Origin of the sequence: Streptomyces rubradiris (genome assembly GCF_016860525.1) — a bacterium.
In the GTDB taxonomy this organism is placed as follows: domain Bacteria; phylum Actinomycetota; class Actinomycetes; order Streptomycetales; family Streptomycetaceae; genus Streptomyces; species Streptomyces rubradiris.
Genome location: NZ_BNEA01000015.1, coordinates 5,576,216 through 5,592,553 on the forward strand (window position 1 = coordinate 5,576,216; position 16,338 = coordinate 5,592,553).

The window sequence follows — 16,338 nt, forward strand, 5'->3', positions numbered from 1 at the left end:
CACAATGGATCCATGAGGATCTCGGCACGGGCGGATTACGCGGTACGGGCGGTACTGGAGCTGGCCGTACGGCAGGGTAACGGCCCGGTGAAAGCAGAGGAAATCGCCGCCGTGCAGGACATCCCGCACAAGTTCCTGGAGGGCATCCTCGGCGACCTCAGGCGGGCCGGGATCGTGGACAGCCGGCGTGGCGGGGGCGGCGGTTACCGGCTGGCGCGGGCGGCCCCCTCGGTCACCGTGGCCGACGTGATCCGGGCGGTGGACGGCCCGATCGTGTCGGTGCGCGGCGAACGCCCGACGGGCCTCGCCTACACGGGCACGGCCCGGCCGCTGCTGCCGCTGTGGATCGCCCTGCGCGCCAACGTCCGCCGCATCCTGGAGGGCGTCACCGTGGCCGACCTCGCGGCGGACGCCCTGCCCGAGCCGGTCCGGGCGCTGGCGGCGGAACCGGCGGCGTGGGAGAACCCGTGAGGGACGGCACCGGCCCGGTGGGACTGGGCCGGGCGGGACTGGGCCGACCGGGGGACCGGCGCGTTTCCCGCCGCCCGTGCCGTTCGTTAGGGCGGACATGATCAAGCAACTCACCTGTGCCTCCGCCCTGGCCACCGCGCTGCTGGCCACCGCCGCCCCCGCCGCAGGGGCCGCCGACGCCGTCCGCTCCCCCCTCCCCGCCGCCGGCGCCCCCGGTGTCTCCCTCCTGTCGGGCCTCCTCGGCTCACTGGAGGCGGGCAACCCGGCCACCTCCCTGAACAACCTGCTCCCGCTGGGCATCCAGGGCCGCTGAGCGAGTACCCCCGGCCGGGGCGGGAGGAGGCGAGGGCGCCCGAGGGTGCCCCCTCCCGCCCCGGCCGGCCGTCAGTCCGCCACCCCCAGCGTGAGCGTGCCGGTGTAGCCGGACGAGGCGGAGCCGCCGAGGGCGGTGAGGGTGAGCAGGCCGGAGCGGGCGCCCCGGTCGTCGTAGACGGAGTCCTGCGCGAGGGTGGTGCGCGGGACCGTGTTGGTGGAGTACGGCGAGACCTTGGCGACGGCCGCCGTCACCGTCTCGTCGAAGAAGAGCTGGCCGGTGTGGACGGTCGAGCCGCCGGTGAAGTGGCCGTCCGGTGTCACGGTCACGCCGGTGTGCACCTTGACGTGGATGTGCACGCAGCGGCCCCGGTACCACCCCGGGTAGATCGTCGTGAACCTGGCGACCCCGCCGGAGCCGGTGAGGACACCGCCGCGCAGGAAGGTGCGGTCGTCGGGCTCCTGGTGCCCGTTGGCGCCCACGAAGCCGGAGTACTCACCGAGCGCGTCGGCGTGCCACAGCTCCACGAGGGCGCCGGGGAGCGGGGCGCAGGCGGCGTCGACGACGGTCAGGGCGAGCTTCAGGGGGATGCCGGGTTTGCCCTCGGTGAGGTCGGCGCGGACGAGGGCGCCGTCGAGGTAGTAGGGACCTTGGGTCATCTCGGTGGTGAGCGTGCACACCGCGGCGGCGTTCCGCGTGCCGCCCGGGTCCTTCGGGGGAGCCGCGGCCCCCACGGTCAACGCGGCGGCGGCCCCGCCGGCGGCGGCCAGCACGGTACGGCGCCCGATCTTCCGGGCATCAGAGGTGTCTGTCATGGACACGGCACCGTAGGGACGCCACCTGTCGGCGAGCTGTCAGTTCGGCAAAGTGCGGAACCGTCAAGCGCGCGGTCCGGCCGACTTCCCGACGGCGCGGGGCGGCGGACCGGGGCCGGTGCCGTCGCCCGGGGTCAGCGAGGAGTGAGGAGGCAGAACTCGTTGCCTTCCGGGTCGGCCAGGACCGTCCAGGAGAGCGCGGACTGATCGATGCCGGGATCGGTGGCGCCCAGGGCGCGCAGCCGGGCTCCCTCTGCCGCCAGGTCGTCACCGGGATAGGGGGCGATGTCGAGGTGGACGCGGTTCCATACGCTCTTCGTGTCGGGGGTGCGGACGAACTCCAGGTACGGGCCGACGCCGTCGGCGGAGCGCATGACCGCGAGGTCGTCGGTGACCTCGTGCAGCGTCCAGTCGATCGCCTGGTCCCAGAACCGGGCCATGGCGCGCGGATCGGCGCAGTCGACCACCACCGCCGCGACCGGCCCGGTGTCCTGGTAGACCGGGCGGGGCTCCAGGACGCAGAACTCGTTGCCCTCCGGGTCGGCCATCACGGTCCAGGGGACGTCCCCCTGACCCACGTCGGCGGGCGTCGCGCCGAGATCCTTCAGGCGGGCGACCAACTCGGCCTGATGGGCGGTCGAGGTGGTGGCCAGATCGAGGTGCACCCGGTTCTTCACCGTCTTGGGTTCCGGGCGGGCGATGATGTCGACGCAGACGGCCGCGGGGTCGGGGTAGGAGAAACCCACGGGTTCGAGGTTGGTGACGCCGGGCCCCTCGCTGTCGACCCCCCAACCGAGTGCCTCCGCCCAGAACCGGCCGAGCGCGGAGTCGTCACGGGCCTTCATGTTGATCTGCACGAGTCTTGATGGCATGCCGCAGATCCTAGAAGCCGCCGCCGAGATCGCGGCCGGAGTGCCGCGTGGTGTGGCCCGCACCGGGGCCGTGGCCCCTACGGGCCGAGTCGCCACGAGGACGGCGCGGAACGGCTTGTCGGCGGCCGGCTGTGCGGGTCAGTAGGCCACCGGCCAGCCCGACGACCAGTTCAGCAGGTTGATGCCGAGCTTCGGGGTGCCGCCCGCGTTGCCGTCGTAGTAGTGGTAGACGATCAGGTCGCCGTCGGTGTCGTGCATGATGGACTGCCCGCCGGGTCCGATGACGTTGCCGTGGGACTCCAGGACCGGGGTGCCGCCGTTGTTCGTCATCGCCACGCCGTTCTTGTCGTAGTACGGCCCGGTGACCGAGGTCGCCCGGCCGACCTTCACCTTGTACGTCGAGCTGGTGCCCTCGCAGCAGACGTCGTAGGAGGCGAAGAGGTAGTAGTAGCCGTTGCGCTTGACGATGTACGGGGCCTCGACCGCCTTGCTGCCGGTGGGCCGGGCGGCGAGGGAGTAGCGCTTGGTGTCGCCCGCGTACTGCTTCCCGGTCGCGGGGTCGATGCGGATCATCTTGATGCCGGTCCACCAACTGCCGAAGGACAGCCACCACTTGCCGTCGTCGTCCACGAAGAGGTTGGGGTCGATGGCGTTGTAGTCGCTGCCGGCGTTGGAGGTGTAGACGACGCCGTAGTCGGTCCAGGAGCCGGGCAGCCCGGTCGTGGAACCGGCCAGGCCGATCGCCGAGGTGTTCTCGCCGAACTTCGAGACGGCGTAGTACATCAGGTACTTCCCGCCGGCGTACGAGATGTCCGGCGCCCAGGCCTCGGTGGCGTACGACGACCACCAGGACGGCTTGGTGCCGAAGGCGTCCGCGCCGGCGGTGAAGGAGATCCGGTCGGTGGAGGTCTTGTGGCCCAGGCCGCCGCCGGTGGCGTAGAGCAGGTAACGGCCCCCGGAGGTACGGATCATCGTCGGGTCGTGCACGACGGTGCTGCCGGTGACCGTGCCGGGGTTGGGGTACGCGGAGGCGGTGCCCGGCACGAGCGCGAGCAGCAGGGCGGCGGGGACGGCGAGGAGTGCGGTGCGCTTCATTGCGGCTCCCTCTTCCTGGAGTGTTCGCGATATCGAACAGCGATCGCCAGCTCGGACGGGACCGTAGAAGCGATGAGTCAACGAGTCAACGGTTCTGACAGGGATTCACAGGGGTGACTCCGACTTCGCCCTTCGCCCCGCGCCTGGATCAAGCCCCCTGCCTCCCCTCTCGGGCGCAGGCGGTCTATGTCGATGAACATACGTCCCAAGCGGTTGGGTGTAAGGCCGGTCGGCGGCTCATCGAGCAGCGGAGTGCTCATGTCCACGGCCTTGTCCGGATTCCCCAGCTCGATGTGGGCGACGGATCGTCCGTCCGGTGGCTCGCGGACATCGACGTATGTTTGAAGAAGCCGGAGCCCCTTGGTACCGGATGCACGATTTACCGGGGCCGCCCCGGACGGTGTGAGTGGCAGTACATCGACCCGCCACAGGTCGCCGCTCAGGCCGTGATGGGCCAGTTGACCAACCAATGGGACCCGTCCCGCCTCTTCACGTCCCGCGAGTCACGTCCCTGAACCCGGTTCCCGGCCCCGGCCCGAAACCGGCCGCTACCCGGCCGGCCTGGTCTCCTCGTCCAGCCACGCCAAGTAGGCGTCGCTGCCCGTCACGATCGGGGTCGCGATGATCTCGGGGGTGTCGTAGTCGTGGGCTTCCTTGATGTAGGTCTCCAGGTCCTCGTAGCGCGCCGTGGTGGTCTTGAACAGGATCTGCCACTCCTGCTCGGTCCGGATCGCCCCCTCCCAGCGGTAGACGCTGGTGACGGGGGCGCTGATCTGCGCGCACGCGGCGACCTGGGACTCCACCGCGCCGGCGGCGAGCGACTTCGCCTTCTCCTCGCTGTCCGTGGTCGTCAGGACGGTCAGGTGCCGGTGCGCTGCCATGTGCGGTGTTCCTTCCGGGGGCGGGTCCTCTACCGGACGGACGGTAGCGGGACCGGCTGCCCGCCCACCAGCACCGGGGGCGTGACCGGCGGCACCAAGACGACCTCCGTATCCGAGCGCGGGCCCGGGCGGACCGTTCCTGGATACGGAGGTGTCGGCAGCCTCGTTCACTCTGCTCGGTTCCAGAGGGACTTCACGCGCTGAAGCGGTGGATCGTCGTCGTCCGGTACGTCCGGCCGGGGCGCAGGACCGTCGACGGGAACTCCGGGTGGTTCGGCGAGTCCGGGAAGTGCTGGGTCTCCAGGCACAGGGCGTCGCCCTGCCGGTAGGTGCGGCCCGAGGTGCCGGTGAGCGTGCCGTCGAGGAAGTTGCCGGAGTAGAACTGGAGCCCCGGCTGGTCGGTGGCGATCTTCAGGGTGCGGCCGGAGTGCGGGTCGCGCAGGGTCGCGACGTGCTCGGGCCGTGCCGTGATCCCCTTGTCCAGCACCCAGTTGTGGTCGTACCCCTTGGCCAGTACGAGCTGCTCGTGGCCCGCCCGCAGGTCCCGGCCGACGGGCTTGGCGTGCCGGAAGTCGAACGGGGTGCCCGCGACCCGGGCCAGCTCTCCGGTGGGGATGAGGCCGGCGTCGGTCGGGGTGTAGCGGGCGGCGGCGATGGACAGTTCGTGGTCCTCGATGCTTCCGCTGCCCTCGCCGGCCAGGTTCCAGTAGACGTGACTGGTGAGGTTGACGACGGTGGCCTTGTCGGTGGTGGCCTCGTAGTCGATGCGCCAGTCCCCGTGCCGGGTGAGGGTGTACGTCACCTGGGTGCGCAGCGTGCCCGGGTAGCCCATCTCGCCGTCGGCGCTGGTGTAGCGCAGCCGCAGGCCGACGTCGGTGCCCTCGGTGAACGGCTCGACGTCCCACACGCGCTTGTCGAAGCCCCGGGCGCCGCCGTGCAGGCTGTTGCCGCCGTCGTTCACGTCGAGCTGGTACGGCTTCCCGTCCAGGGTGAACCGGCCGGCGTCGATGCGGTTGCCGTAGCGGCCGATCAGCGCGCCGAAGTACGGGCTCTTCGCCGCGTAGTCGGCCAGGTCGCCGAAACCGGCGACCACGTTGGCGTACCGGCCGTGCCGGTCGGGGAGTTCCAGGGCCTGGACGGCACCGCCGTAGGACAGCACCTTCATCCGGGTGCCGCCGTTCTCCAGCGACCAGCGGTGGACCTTTGTGCCGTCGGCGAGCGTGCCGAAGAGTTCCTTCACCGGCTTCCTTCCCGGGGCCGCGTGGGCCGTGCCGCCGAGCGTGGTGGCGGCCAGGCCCGCCGCGGCTGCTCCCGCGATGACCGTGCGTCTGTTCAGTTCCATGGGTGCGGCTCCGTTTCCTGGGCGCTTACGAACCGGACTTGCGCTTGTTCCACACGTCGAACCCGACCGCCACCAGCAGGGCGAGTCCCTTGATGACCTGCTGCCAGTCGGTGCCGACGCTCAGGAGGTTCATGCCGTTGTTCAGCACGCCGAGGACCAGGCCGCCGATGATGGCGCCGAGGACGGTGCCGACACCGCCGCTCATGGACGCGCCGCCGATGAACGAGGAGGCGATGGCCTCGAGTTCGAAGTTGACGCCCGCCTTCGGCGAGGCCGCGTTCAGCCGGGCGGCGACCACCAGACCCGCCAGGGCCGCGAGCACGCCCATGTTCAGGAAGACGTAGAAGGTGACCTTCTTGTCCTTCACACCGGACAGCTTGGCCGCCGGCAGGTTGCCGCCGATGGCGTAGATGTGCCGGCCGAAGATCGCGTTGCGCATGACGTAGCCGTAGCCGACGACCAGCACGCCGAGGACGATCAGCACGATCGGGGTGCCCTTGTAGCTGGCGAGCAGCAGGGTGACGACGAGGATCGCGGCGACCAGCGCGGTCAGCTTCAGCAGGAACAGCCGGGCCGGCAGGACGTCCAGGGAGAACTCCTGCTGGCGGCGGCGGTCCCGGACCTCCTGCCACACCACGGCCGCGATCAGCACGAGCCCGAGCAGCAGCGTGAGGTTGTGGTAGTTGGTGTTCGGGCCGACCTCGGGCAGGAAGCCGTTGCCGAGTTTCTGCAGGCCCTCGGGGAACGGGCCGAGGGTCTGTCCCTTGAGCAGGATCTCGGTCAGACCGCGGAAGAGGAGCATCCCGGCGAGGGTGACGATGAAGGACGGTATGCCGAGATAGGCGATCAGATAGCCCTGGATCGAGCCCGCGGCGGCGCCCACCAGCAGGCACAGCACCAGCGCGACGGGCCAGGACACCCCGTGCTGCACGGTCAGTACGGCCGCGAAGGCGCCGGTGAAGGCGGTGAGCGAGCCGACCGACAGGTCGATGTGCCCGGCGATGATCACCAGCATCATGCCGATCGCGAGGATCAGGATGTAGCTGTTCTGGAGTACCAGGTTGGAGACGTTGCGCGGCAGCAACAGGTCCCCGTCGGTCCAGATCGCGAAGAGGACCACGATCAGGCCGAGCGCGATCAGCATGCCGTACTGGCGCATGTTGCGGCGCAGTCCGGCCAGCATCACGCCGAGCAGTCCGCCGGCCCCCGTTCCGCCGCCCGGCGGCGCGGGGGCCGGGCTCTTGGCGGTCACATCCGTGCTCATCGCGTTACCTCTTTGTCCTTCGTCATCTGGCGCATCAGCACTTCCTGCGTGGCCTCGGCCCGCGGCACCTCACCGGTCAGCCGTCCGGCGGCCATCGTGTAGATGCGGTCGCACATGCCGAGCAGCTCGGGCAGCTCGGAGGAGATGAAGACGACCGCCTTGCCCTGGGCGGCGAGCTGGTCGATGACCGTGTAGATCTCGAACTTGGCGCCCACGTCGATGCCGCGGGTCGGTTCGTCGAGGATCAGCACGTCCGGACCGGCGAAGATCCACTTGCTGAGGACGACCTTCTGCTGGTTGCCGCCGGACAGCTTGCCCACCGGCTCGAACACGGTGGGCGCCTTGATGTTCATGGACTTCCGGAAGCCCTCGGCGACCTGCCGCTCCTCGTGCTCGTCCACCACGCCCCGCTTGGCGACCTTGTCCAGCGCGGTCAGCGAGATGTTCCGGTTGATGGTGTCGATGAGGTTCAGGCCGTAGTGCTTGCGGTCCTCGGTGACGTACGCGATGCCGTGCCCGATCGCCTCCGCCACCGTCTTGGTACGGATCTCCCGGCCGTCCTTGAGGACCGTGCCGCCCGCGTACCGGCCGTAGGTGCGCCCGAAGACGCTCATCGCCAGCTCGGTGCGGCCCGCACCCATCAGGCCCGCGATGCCGACGATCTCCCCGCGGCGCACGGTCAGCGACACGTCGTCGACGACCTTGCGCTGTTGGTCGATCGGGTGGAAGACGGTCCAGCCGCGGATCTCCAGCGCCGGCGCGGCGCCCTGCTCCGGCCGGTGCGGGGTGCGCTCGGGGAAGCGGTGGTCGAGGTCGCGGCCGACCATGCCGGCGATGATCCGCTCCTCGGTGGTCTCCGGCGCCTTCACGTCGAGGGTCTCGATGGAGCGGCCGTCGCGGATGATCGTCACCGAGTCGGCGACCTTGCGGATCTCGTTGAGCTTGTGGGAGATGATGATCGAGGTGATGCCCTGCTTCTTCAGCTCCAGGATCAGATCGAGGAGCTTGTCGCTGTCCTCGTCGTTCAGGGCCGCCGTCGGCTCGTCCAGGATCAGCAGCCTCACCTGCTTGGACAGCGCCTTGGCGATCTCCACCAGCTGCTGCTTGCCCACGCCGATGTCGGCGACCCGGGTCTCCGGGTGCTCGTCCAGGCCGACCCGGCGCAGCAGTTCGGTGGCGTGGCGCAGGGTCTCGCGCCAGTTGATGAAGCCGCGGGTGGCGTGTTCGTTGCCGAGGAAGAGGTTCTCCGCGATGGACAGGTGCGGCACCAGGGCCAGCTCCTGGTGGATGATGACGATGCCGTGCTGCTCGCTCGCCCGGATGTCGCGGAACCGGCAGACCTCCCCGTCGAAGAGGATGTCCCCGTCGTACGTGCCGTACGGGTGGACGCCGGAGAGCACCTTCATCAGGGTGGACTTGCCGGCGCCGTTCTCCCCGCAGATGGCGTGGACCTCGCCCCGCCGGACGGCCAGGGTGACGTCCGACAGCGCCTTGACACCGGGAAAGGTCTTGACGATCGAGCGCATTTCCAGGACGGGTCCCGCCATGGTCGTGCCTTTCACTCTGGAGGAAATGGGCGGGTCACTTCAGCTGGGACTCGGTGTAGTAACCGCCGTCGACCAGCACCTTCTGGTAGTTCGACTTGTCGACGCTGACCGGCTGGAGCAGGTAGGCCGGCACGACCTTGGCGCCGTTGTCGTACGTCTTGGTGTCGTTGACCTCGGGCTTGTTGCCCTTCAGGGACTCGTCCATCATCGTGGCGGCGATCTCGGCGAGCTTGCGCAGATCCTTGTAGACGGTCTGCGTCTGCTGCCCCGAGATGATCGACTTCACGGAGGCCAGCTCGGCGTCCTGCCCGGTGATGACCGGCAGCGGCTTGCTGCCCGAGCCGTAGCCGTCCGACTTCAGCGCGGACAGGATGCCGATGGAGATGCCGTCGTACGGCGAGAGGACCGCGTCGACCCGGCCGGTCTTGTACGACGAGGTGAGGATGTCCTCCATGCGCTTCTGCGCGGTGGTGCCGTCCCAGCGCAGGGTGACGACCTGGTTGAGCCGGGTCTGCCCGGACTTGACGACGAGCTGCTTCTTGTCGATGTACGGCTGGAGCACCTTCATCGCCCCGCCGAAGAAGTACTTCGTGTTGTTGTCGTCGTTGGAGCCGGCGAACAGCTCGATGTTGAACGGGCCCTTCGCGCCCTTGTCCAGCCCGAGCTTGTTCACGATGTACGTGCCCTGGAGCGTGCCGACCTTCTCGTTGTCGAACGAGGCGTAGTAGTCGACGTTCTTCGTGCCGAGGATCAGCCGGTCGTAGGAGATGACCGGGATGTTCGCGTCCGCGGCCTGCTGGAGCACGCTGTTCAGCGACTTGTTGTCGATCGCCGCGATGACCAGGCCCTTCACGCCCTGCGTGATGAGGTTCTCGATCTGCGAGACCTGGGTCTCCGGGTCGTCCTCGCCGTAGACCAGCTTGGTCTTGTAGCCCTTGGCCTGAAGGTTCTTGACGACATTGTTGCCGTCGTTGATCCAGCGCTCGGAGGACTTGGTCGGCATGGCGATGCCGATGGTGCCGCCCTTGGCGTCACCGGACTTCTCCTTGCTGCCGCCTTCGCTGTTCTGGCCGCAGGCGGTGAGGGCGAGCGCGAGCGAGGCGGCGCCGGCCATGACGGTTAGGGCGCTTCTGCGAGTGCGCATGGTGGTCGTCCCTGTTCTTCTCTTCGCTGAGATGTCTGTCGGGGTCGGTCGAAGCGCCCTGAAGGGGCGCGGGGAACTGCGCGACCAGCCACACACGGTCCGCAGCCCCGATCGGTCATCCAGTGGCACTCTCGGCGGGGAACCGGTGCAAAGGTCCCGGCATCCGGGAGCCGAGCGGCGCCATGTCGCCGTCCGCTCCGTGCCGGGCCAGCAGGTCCAGGGCGAGCCGGCCGCGCCGCACCCGCTCCCGGGCGGTGTCCAGGGTCAGGTCCCGCAGGTGACGGCCCCACGGGTAGATGCCGGGCGCCTTGGACAGGCCGAACTTCAGGTACAGCGGGGCGCCGCGCCGGATCAGCTCGGCGACCTCGTACATCCGGACGTAGCCGCCGAGGTCGTCCGGGGCCTCGATGTACATGTCCATCGGGGCGCCCGAGACCCGCCGGATCTCGGTGAGGTGGTCCAGCGTCAGATCGCTGGGCACGTTGACGGAGTCGGCGCCGAGCCGCTCGTACACGGCGTACGAGGCGGGGTTGACCGGGCCGATCAGCGCGGACACCTTCAGCGTGGTGTCGGCCGGGATGAGGCCGGCGGTGCGGGCCCGGTGCAGGGTCCACAGCACGCCCTCGTCGGCGACGAGCAGGCACTTGACACCCAGCTCGGTGGCCCGGACGGCGTCCTCCACGCAACCGGCGACCGCGTCGTGGCCCCGGGCGCGCAGTCCGGCCCCCCGGGAGTCGGAGCGCACCGAGCCGCCGGTGTCCCAGGTGCCGCGCGGACCGGTGAACAGGCACAGTTCGATGTCGCGGTCGGCGGTGGCCTCGACCATCTCGGTGATCTCGTCGTCGGTGAGCATCCACACGCCGCTGCCCTGGCTGATCCGGTGGATCGGCACATCGAGGCGGGAGGCCTCCTTCAGGACGACCGCCAGCGCCTCGGGACCCTCACACGAGGGGATCTCGGTGCGCCAGCGGCCGCCGCCCGGGAAGGTGTGGACGGAGGCGTCGGCGGGGTCGAGGGCGGGCGCGCCCAGACCGAGAGCGGCGAGCACCTGCTCGCCGGGCCTGCGGGCTGCCGGGGCGGAAGCGTCGGTCACAAGCTGTCCTTCGTGTTCGGTATATCGGACAAGGGTCGCGGCTCTGGGTGGCGGAAGAAGCGTGGAGGTACGCCGGCCGGGGCGTGGTCAGGGCACCCCCCGGCCGGCGTACGGTCAGGGGCGGAGCAGCACCTTGCCCACGGCGGGATCGCCGGCCCCCACCAGCTCGATGGCCCGGGGGAAGTCGGTCAGCGGCACCTCGTGCGTGACCAGCGGCAGCGGGTCCAGCAGCCCGGCGCCGAACACCCGCACGGTGTGCGCCCAGGCGTCCGGCGGCGCGCCGAAGACGGTGTGCACCTCCAGCTGCCGTACGACGAGATCGGTCGGGTCGAGCCCGTCCGCGCCCGGCGCGGGGATGCCGGTGAGGACCAGGCGCCCGCCGCGCCGCAGCAGCGCGGCGGCGGTCCGCGCGGCGGAGGCGGACCCGGCGGTCTCGATCACCACGTCGAAGTCGGCGGGCAGCTCCTGGTTCCGCAGCCGGAAGTCGCTCGCCCCGAACCGCCGGGCCAGCGCCTCCCGGTCGTTCCGGGTGCCCACGACCAGCAGCTCGGCCGGCGAGCCGGCCGCGAGGAACTGCACGGCGAACATCCCGAGGGTGCCGGTGCCGACCACCGCGACCCGCTCGCCCGGCCGGGCGTTCGCCTTCAGCGCGGCGGCGGCGACGCAGGCGGCCGGCTCCAGCAGCGCGGCGGCGGTGAGGTCGGCGTCGTCGGGCAGTACGTGCAGCAGCCGGGCGGGCAGGGTGAGGGTGGCCGCCATGGCGCCGGGCCGGGTGAACCCGGTCTCCTCGTACCCGGCGGTGCACAGTGTGGTCTCGCCCGCGTGACAGCGGTCGCACACCTGGCAGTTGCGGAAGCCCTCGCCGACCACCTTGCGGCCGGCCAGCGAGCCGGGTACCCCGGCCCCCACCGCGGTGACCGTCCCCGACCACTCGTGCCCGGGGACGAGCGGGTAACGGACGTACCCCTCGGGCCGGTTGCCCTGGTACACCTCGCGGTCGCTGCCGCAGATGCCGACCGCGTGCACGGCCACCAGCGCCTCGCCGGGGCCCGGTTCGCGCGGTGTGTGGGCCTCGACCCGGTGCACGCCCGGGGCCTCGACGAGGACCTGTGAACTCACCGGGCGTCCTTCGGATTGCGCTTCTCCCAGCCCTCGGCCCACAGGTCGAAGTGGGCCCGCTGCTGCGGGAACTCGGCCGCCGCGTCGACGTCCAGCTCGACGCCGAGACCGGGCGCGTCGGAGAGGTGGAAGCAGCCGTCCTCCGGGTTCACCTGCGGCGCGCCCTTGACCACCTTCTTGATCTCCGCGTCCGCGAAGTCGTTGAAGTGTTCGAGGATCTTGAAGTTCGGGGAGGTGAAGCCGACCTGGAGGGAGGCGGCGGTGAGCACGGACCCGCCGACGTTGTGCGGGGCGACCAGCATGTAGTGGGTCTCGGCGGTGGCGGCGAGCTTGCGGGTCTCCCAGATGCCGCCGATGTGGCCGACGTCGGGCTGGATGATGTCCACGGCCTGGCTGTCGAACAGCTCGCGGAACTCGATGCGGTCGTGGATGCGCTCGCCGGTGGCCACCGGCATGTCGACCTTGGCGGCGACCTTCTGAAGCGCCTTCAGGTTCTCCGGCGGCACCGGCTCCTCCAGCCAGGCCGGCTTGAACGGCGCCATCTCCTTGGCCAGCCGGACCGCGGTGGCGGGGGAGAAGCGGCCGTGCATCTCCAGCATCAGCTCCGCGTCCGGGCCGATGGCGTCCCGCACGGCCTCGATGAGCGAGACGGCGTACAGGGTCTCCTGGTGGTCCAGCTCGAAGTGGCCGGTGCCGAACGGGTCGATCTTCAGCGCCTTGTAACCGCGCTCCATGACCCCCTGGGCGGCCTTGTGGTACGCCTCCGGCGTCCGCTCGGTGGTGTACCAGCCGTTGGCGTACGCCTTGACCTTGTCGGTGACCTTCCCGCCGAGCAGCTGCCACACCGGCACACCCAGCGCCTTGCCCTTGATGTCCCAGCACGCCATCTCGACCACCGCGATGCCGGACATCACGATCTCGCCGGCGCGGCCGTAGTCGCCGTACTTCATACGGCGCACCAGGTCCTCGACGGCGAACGGATCCGAGCCGAGGATGTGGTTGACCTCGGCCTCCCGCAGATAGCCGATCAGCGCGTCCGTATGCCCGAGCATCCGGGTCTCGCCGACTCCCGTGATCCCCTCGTCGGTGTGCACCTGGACATAGGTCAGGTTGCGCCACGGCGTGCCGACCACGTGTGTGCTGATTCCGGTGATGCGCACGGCAGTTGCCCTTCAGCTGTTCGGTATTTCGTCGCTCGTTCGAAATGCTGGCGTGACAGTAAGGACGGGGCGCCGGGGGTGTCAATGGGTCGAACAGGTAACGGTTTCGGCAAGGCTTTCGAGATTGTTTCGCTCCCGCACCGAACCTTCACAGCCGCGCCTGGAACCCGGCCCGCGCGGACTCTAGTCTTCCCGCGTCATGGACTATTGCCACCCCTGTCGACGCCACCTGAACGGCGCCCTGGCGTGCCCCGGCTGCGGCACGCCCGCCTCCGGCGACGGCTACGACGACGCGTACGGCGCCGGAGAGGCGTCGTGGGACGCCTGGGGTGGGCCGGCGCGCGGAACCGGGCGTGACGGGGACGCCTACGGGCTCACCGCGAGCTGCCTGCCGGACCAGGCGTCCACCACGACGGAGGGGTGGCCCGCCGGGAACGGCCAGGGGAGCACGGGGAGCGGTTGGCGCCCCGGCGGGAACGGCCAGGGGAGCACGGGGAGCGGTTGGCGCCCCGGCGGGAACGGCCCTGCGCCCGCCGGAATCCACTACGCCCCGCCCGGCACCGTCCGCGTGCCCGAGCAGCGCGGCCCGGGACCCGCCGGGCCGGGCCGCGCGCCGGCCGGGGGCGGTGGCGAAGCGGGCGTGGACGGTGGTGAACTCGGCGGCTCCGGCGGGGAGTTCAGCGACGACGGCCGGGCGCCCGGCGGTGACGGCAGTGCCTCGGCCGGTGGTCGCCGCCCGCCTGTCGGCGAGGGCGCCCACGCGGACGCCGGTGTTCACAGGGACGCCGGTGTCCACACCGCCGAGGGGCACACCGGTGGCGGGTACGCCGATGAGGGGCACCCTGTCGAATGGCAGTCCGCCGAAGGGGCCGCCGACGAGGAGCGCCCCGCCGAGGAGTCCGTCGGCGGGCGGGGCGGTGTCCGTGCCGGGAGGGGGCGGCGGGAGCGCAAGGCGGCCGGGCACCGGCGCCGTCGGCGGCGGGTCCTGGTGGTCGTCGCCGGATTCGTGCTCGCGGCCGGCGGGCTCAGTCTCGCGGAGCTGGGTACGGACGCGCCCTTCTCGCCCTTCGCCGACGACCCTTCGGCCACGGCCGGTCAGACCGAGGCGGAGGACGATTCCGGTTCCGGCGCCCCGGACCGTACGGCGGGACCGGCCGGCGTGACCTCGGGCGCCGTCCCGGGCGCGGCCTCCGGCTCCCCGGACGCCCCGGCCCCGGGCTCCGACTCCGCCCCGCCGGCCGCGGGGGACGCGAGCGACGAGGACGACACGGGCGACACGGGGGACACGGGGGACACGGACGGCAAGGGTTCCGCTTCCGCCTCGCCGGGGGAGTCCGGCGAGGCGGGACAGTCGGGCACCACCGGTGCCACGGATTCCGGCACACCGGCGACGACGTCCGCCGCCCCGGCTCCCACCGGGCCCGCCACCACCGCCCCCACTCCGGACCCGACGACCTCGGCCCCGGCCCCCACGCCCTCGCCCGAGAAGGCCTGCGACCGCTGGCTGTGGTGGTGCCGCTGAGCTGTGGTGGTGCCGCTGAGCGGTGGTGGTGCCGCTGAGCGGTGCTGGGGCCGCGCCCGAGCGGCGCGCACACGACGGCAGCCGCATCCCACGTCCAAGGATGCGGCTGCCGTCGTGGCCGACGACGCGGATCAGGCCAGCGTCACGGTGATGTTGCCCCGGGTCGCCTTCGAGTACGGGCACACCTGGTGCGCCTTCTCGACCAGGCTCTTCGCGGTCGCGGCGTCGACGTTCGGGATGTTCGCGGAGATCTCCACGATGATCCCGAAGCCGTCGTCGTTCTTGCCGATGCCGACCTTGGCGGTGACCGTCGACCCGGAGATGTCGGCGCCCTCCTGGCGGGCGACGACGCCCAGCGCCCCCTGGAAGCAGGCGCTGTAGCCCGCGGCGAACAGCTGCTCGGGGTTGGTGCCGGCGCCGCTGCCGCCCATCTCCTTGGGCGGGTTGACGACCACGTCGAGCTTGCCGTCGTCGGTGGCGACCCGGCCGTCACGGCCGTTCTCGGCGGTGGCGACGGCGGTGTACAGGACGTCGGACTGCGTGATGGGCATGCGGTTGTCTTCCTCCTCGGTCCACGGCGACTCGCGCCCACGATCGCCACAGGATTCCGGAAAGAAGTTACCGCATCGCGAAAAAACCGGGAAGGTCGGAGCCTGAGCGGGAGCTCCAGGTCAGAGCTTGACGACCATCTTGCCGATGTTGTCGCCGCGCAGGATGCCGAGGAACGCCTCCAGGGTGTTCTCGACGCCCTCGACCACGGTCTCGCGGTACTTCAGCGCGCCCGAGGCCACCCACGGGCCGACCTCCTGGACGAACTGCGGCTGGAGGTCGTAGTGGTCGCCGACCAGGAAGCCCTCGATCCGGCCGCGGGTCTGGATCAGCCGGGCCAGGTTCGTCGGGCCGGGCGCGGGCTCGGTGTTGTTGTAGACCGAGATCATGCCGCAGATCGCGATCCGGCCGCCCTGGTTGAGCGAGCCGATGGCCGCCTCCAGGTGGTCCCCGCCGACGTTGTCGAAGTAGACGTCGATGCCGTCGGGCGCCGCCTGCCGCAGCTGCTCGGCGACCGGGCCCTTCTTGTAGTTGAACGCGGCGTCGAAGCCGTACTCGTTCACCAGCAGCTCGACCTTCTCGTCGGACCCGGCCGAGCCGATGACCCGGGAGGCGCCCTTGAGCTTGGCGATCTGGCCCACCTGGCTGCCCACGGCACCGGCCGCGCCGGACACGAATACGCTGTCGCCCTCCTTGAAGGAGGCGGTGCGCAGCAGGCCGGCGTAGGCGGTCAGGCCGGTCATGCCGAGGACGCCGAGGTACGCCGACAGCGGCACGTCCTCGGTGCCGACCTTGACGGCGTTCTTCGCGTCCACGACCGCGTACTCGCGCCAGCCGAAGAAGTGCAGGACGTGGTCGCCGGCCTCGATGCCCTCGGCCTTGGACTCGATCACCTCGCCGACCGCGCCGCCCTGCATGACCTTGCCCAGCTCGAAGGGGGCGACGTAGGACTTGGCGGCGCTCATCCGGCCGCGCATGTACGGGTCGACGGAGAGGTACTTGTTCCGCACCAGCACCTGGCCCTCGCCCGGGGCCGGGACGGGTGACTCGACGAGCGCGAAGTCCTCGGGCTTCGGCCAGCCGACGGGACGGCTGAGGAGGTGCCACTCGCGGTTGATCATGACGGAGCCTTTCGGGGTGGTACTTCACTA

The 16,338-nt window shown here is 70.7% G+C and carries 16 protein-coding genes; 3 read left to right on the forward strand and 13 right to left on the reverse strand.

What is annotated here, in order from left to right; translation table 11 throughout:
* The first annotated feature begins 12 nt into the window (after positions 1 to 12).
* Positions 13 to 471, forward strand: a complete 459-nt coding sequence (locus Srubr_RS38015; protein ID WP_181794554.1) for an RrF2 family transcriptional regulator — start codon at positions 13 to 15, stop codon at positions 469 to 471.
* 97 nt (positions 472 to 568) lie between these two features.
* A complete protein-coding gene (locus tag Srubr_RS38020; RefSeq protein WP_189996811.1) occupies positions 569 to 784 on the forward strand; it encodes a hypothetical protein in 216 nt (71 codons plus the stop codon).
* A 71-nt stretch (positions 785 to 855) separates the two neighbouring features.
* Here Srubr_RS38020 and Srubr_RS38025 read toward each other — a convergent pair whose 3' ends face one another.
* From Srubr_RS38025 to Srubr_RS38075, 11 genes are all read right to left on the reverse strand, one after another.
* Positions 856 to 1,599: an intradiol ring-cleavage dioxygenase gene (locus tag Srubr_RS38025; protein ID WP_189996810.1), complete on the reverse strand. Its 744-nt coding sequence runs from the start codon at positions 1,597 to 1,599 to the stop codon at positions 856 to 858.
* Between the two features lie 134 nt (positions 1,600 to 1,733).
* Positions 1,734 to 2,471, reverse strand: coding sequence for a VOC family protein (locus tag Srubr_RS38030; RefSeq protein WP_189996809.1), 738 nt, complete (start codon positions 2,469 to 2,471; stop codon positions 1,734 to 1,736).
* A gap of 138 nt (positions 2,472 to 2,609) precedes the next feature.
* On the reverse strand, positions 2,610 to 3,566 hold the full coding sequence (locus Srubr_RS38035; protein ID WP_189996808.1) for an arabinan endo-1,5-alpha-L-arabinosidase: 957 nt from the start codon (positions 3,564 to 3,566) through the stop codon (positions 2,610 to 2,612).
* 548 nt (positions 3,567 to 4,114) lie between these two features.
* A complete protein-coding gene (gene cutA / locus Srubr_RS38040) occupies positions 4,115 to 4,447 on the reverse strand; it encodes a divalent-cation tolerance protein CutA (RefSeq protein ID WP_189996807.1) in 333 nt (110 codons plus the stop codon).
* 193 nt (positions 4,448 to 4,640) lie between these two features.
* A complete protein-coding gene (locus tag Srubr_RS38045) occupies positions 4,641 to 5,789 on the reverse strand; it encodes an aldose epimerase family protein (protein ID WP_189996806.1) in 1,149 nt (382 codons plus the stop codon).
* A gap of 25 nt (positions 5,790 to 5,814) precedes the next feature.
* Positions 5,815 to 7,053 (reverse strand): multiple monosaccharide ABC transporter permease, encoded by a 1,239-nt coding sequence (gene mmsB, locus Srubr_RS38050; protein WP_189996805.1) that lies wholly within the window; start codon positions 7,051 to 7,053, stop codon positions 5,815 to 5,817.
* The gene (gene mmsA, locus Srubr_RS38055; RefSeq protein WP_189996804.1) at positions 7,050 to 8,600 is read right to left on the reverse strand and encodes a multiple monosaccharide ABC transporter ATP-binding protein; all 1,551 of its coding nucleotides are present in this window, start codon (positions 8,598 to 8,600) and stop codon (positions 7,050 to 7,052) included. Before mmsA ends, mmsB begins: the two co-directional genes overlap by 4 nt.
* 34 nt (positions 8,601 to 8,634) lie before the next feature.
* A complete protein-coding gene (gene chvE / locus Srubr_RS38060) occupies positions 8,635 to 9,744 on the reverse strand; it encodes a multiple monosaccharide ABC transporter substrate-binding protein (RefSeq protein WP_189996803.1) in 1,110 nt (369 codons plus the stop codon).
* 115 nt (positions 9,745 to 9,859) lie between these two features.
* On the reverse strand, positions 9,860 to 10,837 hold the full coding sequence (locus Srubr_RS38065; protein WP_189996802.1) for a hypothetical protein: 978 nt from the start codon (positions 10,835 to 10,837) through the stop codon (positions 9,860 to 9,862).
* Positions 10,838 to 10,951: 114 nt separating this feature from the next.
* The gene (locus Srubr_RS38070; protein ID WP_189996801.1) at positions 10,952 to 11,956 is read right to left on the reverse strand and encodes a zinc-dependent alcohol dehydrogenase; all 1,005 of its coding nucleotides are present in this window, start codon (positions 11,954 to 11,956) and stop codon (positions 10,952 to 10,954) included.
* On the reverse strand, positions 11,953 to 13,116 hold the full coding sequence (locus tag Srubr_RS38075) for a mandelate racemase/muconate lactonizing enzyme family protein (protein ID WP_189996800.1): 1,164 nt from the start codon (positions 13,114 to 13,116) through the stop codon (positions 11,953 to 11,955). The genes Srubr_RS38070 and Srubr_RS38075 overlap by 4 nt, the downstream gene beginning before the upstream one ends.
* Positions 13,117 to 13,315: 199 nt before the next feature.
* Between Srubr_RS38075 and Srubr_RS38080 the strand changes: the two genes are divergently transcribed.
* On the forward strand, positions 13,316 to 14,638 hold the full coding sequence (locus tag Srubr_RS38080) for an SCO2400 family protein (protein ID WP_189996964.1): 1,323 nt from the start codon (positions 13,316 to 13,318) through the stop codon (positions 14,636 to 14,638).
* Between the two features lie 131 nt (positions 14,639 to 14,769).
* Here the strand turns inward: Srubr_RS38080 and Srubr_RS38085 are convergent, their stop codons facing one another.
* Positions 14,770 to 15,189: an organic hydroperoxide resistance protein gene (locus Srubr_RS38085; RefSeq protein WP_189996799.1), complete on the reverse strand. Its 420-nt coding sequence runs from the start codon at positions 15,187 to 15,189 to the stop codon at positions 14,770 to 14,772.
* Positions 15,190 to 15,309: 120 nt separating this feature from the next.
* Entirely contained in the window at positions 15,310 to 16,308 is a 999-nt protein-coding gene (locus Srubr_RS38090; RefSeq protein WP_189996798.1) for an NADP-dependent oxidoreductase, read from the reverse strand.
* Positions 16,309 to 16,338: the final 30 nt, after the last annotated feature.

What these genes read in the sequence shown, in the direction of transcription:
- Srubr_RS38045 (WP_189996806.1), bottom strand. Translation starts at nt 5,789, where the DNA reads ATGGAACTGAACAGACGCACGGTCATCGCGGGAGCAGCCGCGGCGGGC.
- Srubr_RS38030 (WP_189996809.1), bottom strand. Translation starts at nt 2,471, where the DNA reads ATGCCATCAAGACTCGTGCAGATCAACATGAAGGCCCGTGACGACTCC.
- Srubr_RS38080 (WP_189996964.1), top strand. Translation starts at nt 13,316, where the DNA reads ATGGACTATTGCCACCCCTGTCGACGCCACCTGAACGGCGCCCTGGCG.
- mmsA (WP_189996804.1), bottom strand. Translation starts at nt 8,600, where the DNA reads ATGGCGGGACCCGTCCTGGAAATGCGCTCGATCGTCAAGACCTTTCCC.
- Srubr_RS38085 (WP_189996799.1), bottom strand. Translation starts at nt 15,189, where the DNA reads ATGCCCATCACGCAGTCCGACGTCCTGTACACCGCCGTCGCCACCGCC.
- Srubr_RS38015 (WP_181794554.1), top strand. Translation starts at nt 13, where the DNA reads ATGAGGATCTCGGCACGGGCGGATTACGCGGTACGGGCGGTACTGGAG.
- Srubr_RS38035 (WP_189996808.1), bottom strand. Translation starts at nt 3,566, where the DNA reads ATGAAGCGCACCGCACTCCTCGCCGTCCCCGCCGCCCTGCTGCTCGCG.
- chvE (WP_189996803.1), bottom strand. Translation starts at nt 9,744, where the DNA reads ATGCGCACTCGCAGAAGCGCCCTAACCGTCATGGCCGGCGCCGCCTCG.
- cutA (WP_189996807.1), bottom strand. Translation starts at nt 4,447, where the DNA reads ATGGCAGCGCACCGGCACCTGACCGTCCTGACGACCACGGACAGCGAG.
- Srubr_RS38090 (WP_189996798.1), bottom strand. Translation starts at nt 16,308, where the DNA reads ATGATCAACCGCGAGTGGCACCTCCTCAGCCGTCCCGTCGGCTGGCCG.
- mmsB (WP_189996805.1), bottom strand. Translation starts at nt 7,053, where the DNA reads ATGAGCACGGATGTGACCGCCAAGAGCCCGGCCCCCGCGCCGCCGGGC.
- Srubr_RS38025 (WP_189996810.1), bottom strand. Translation starts at nt 1,599, where the DNA reads ATGACAGACACCTCTGATGCCCGGAAGATCGGGCGCCGTACCGTGCTG.
- Srubr_RS38020 (WP_189996811.1), top strand. Translation starts at nt 569, where the DNA reads ATGATCAAGCAACTCACCTGTGCCTCCGCCCTGGCCACCGCGCTGCTG.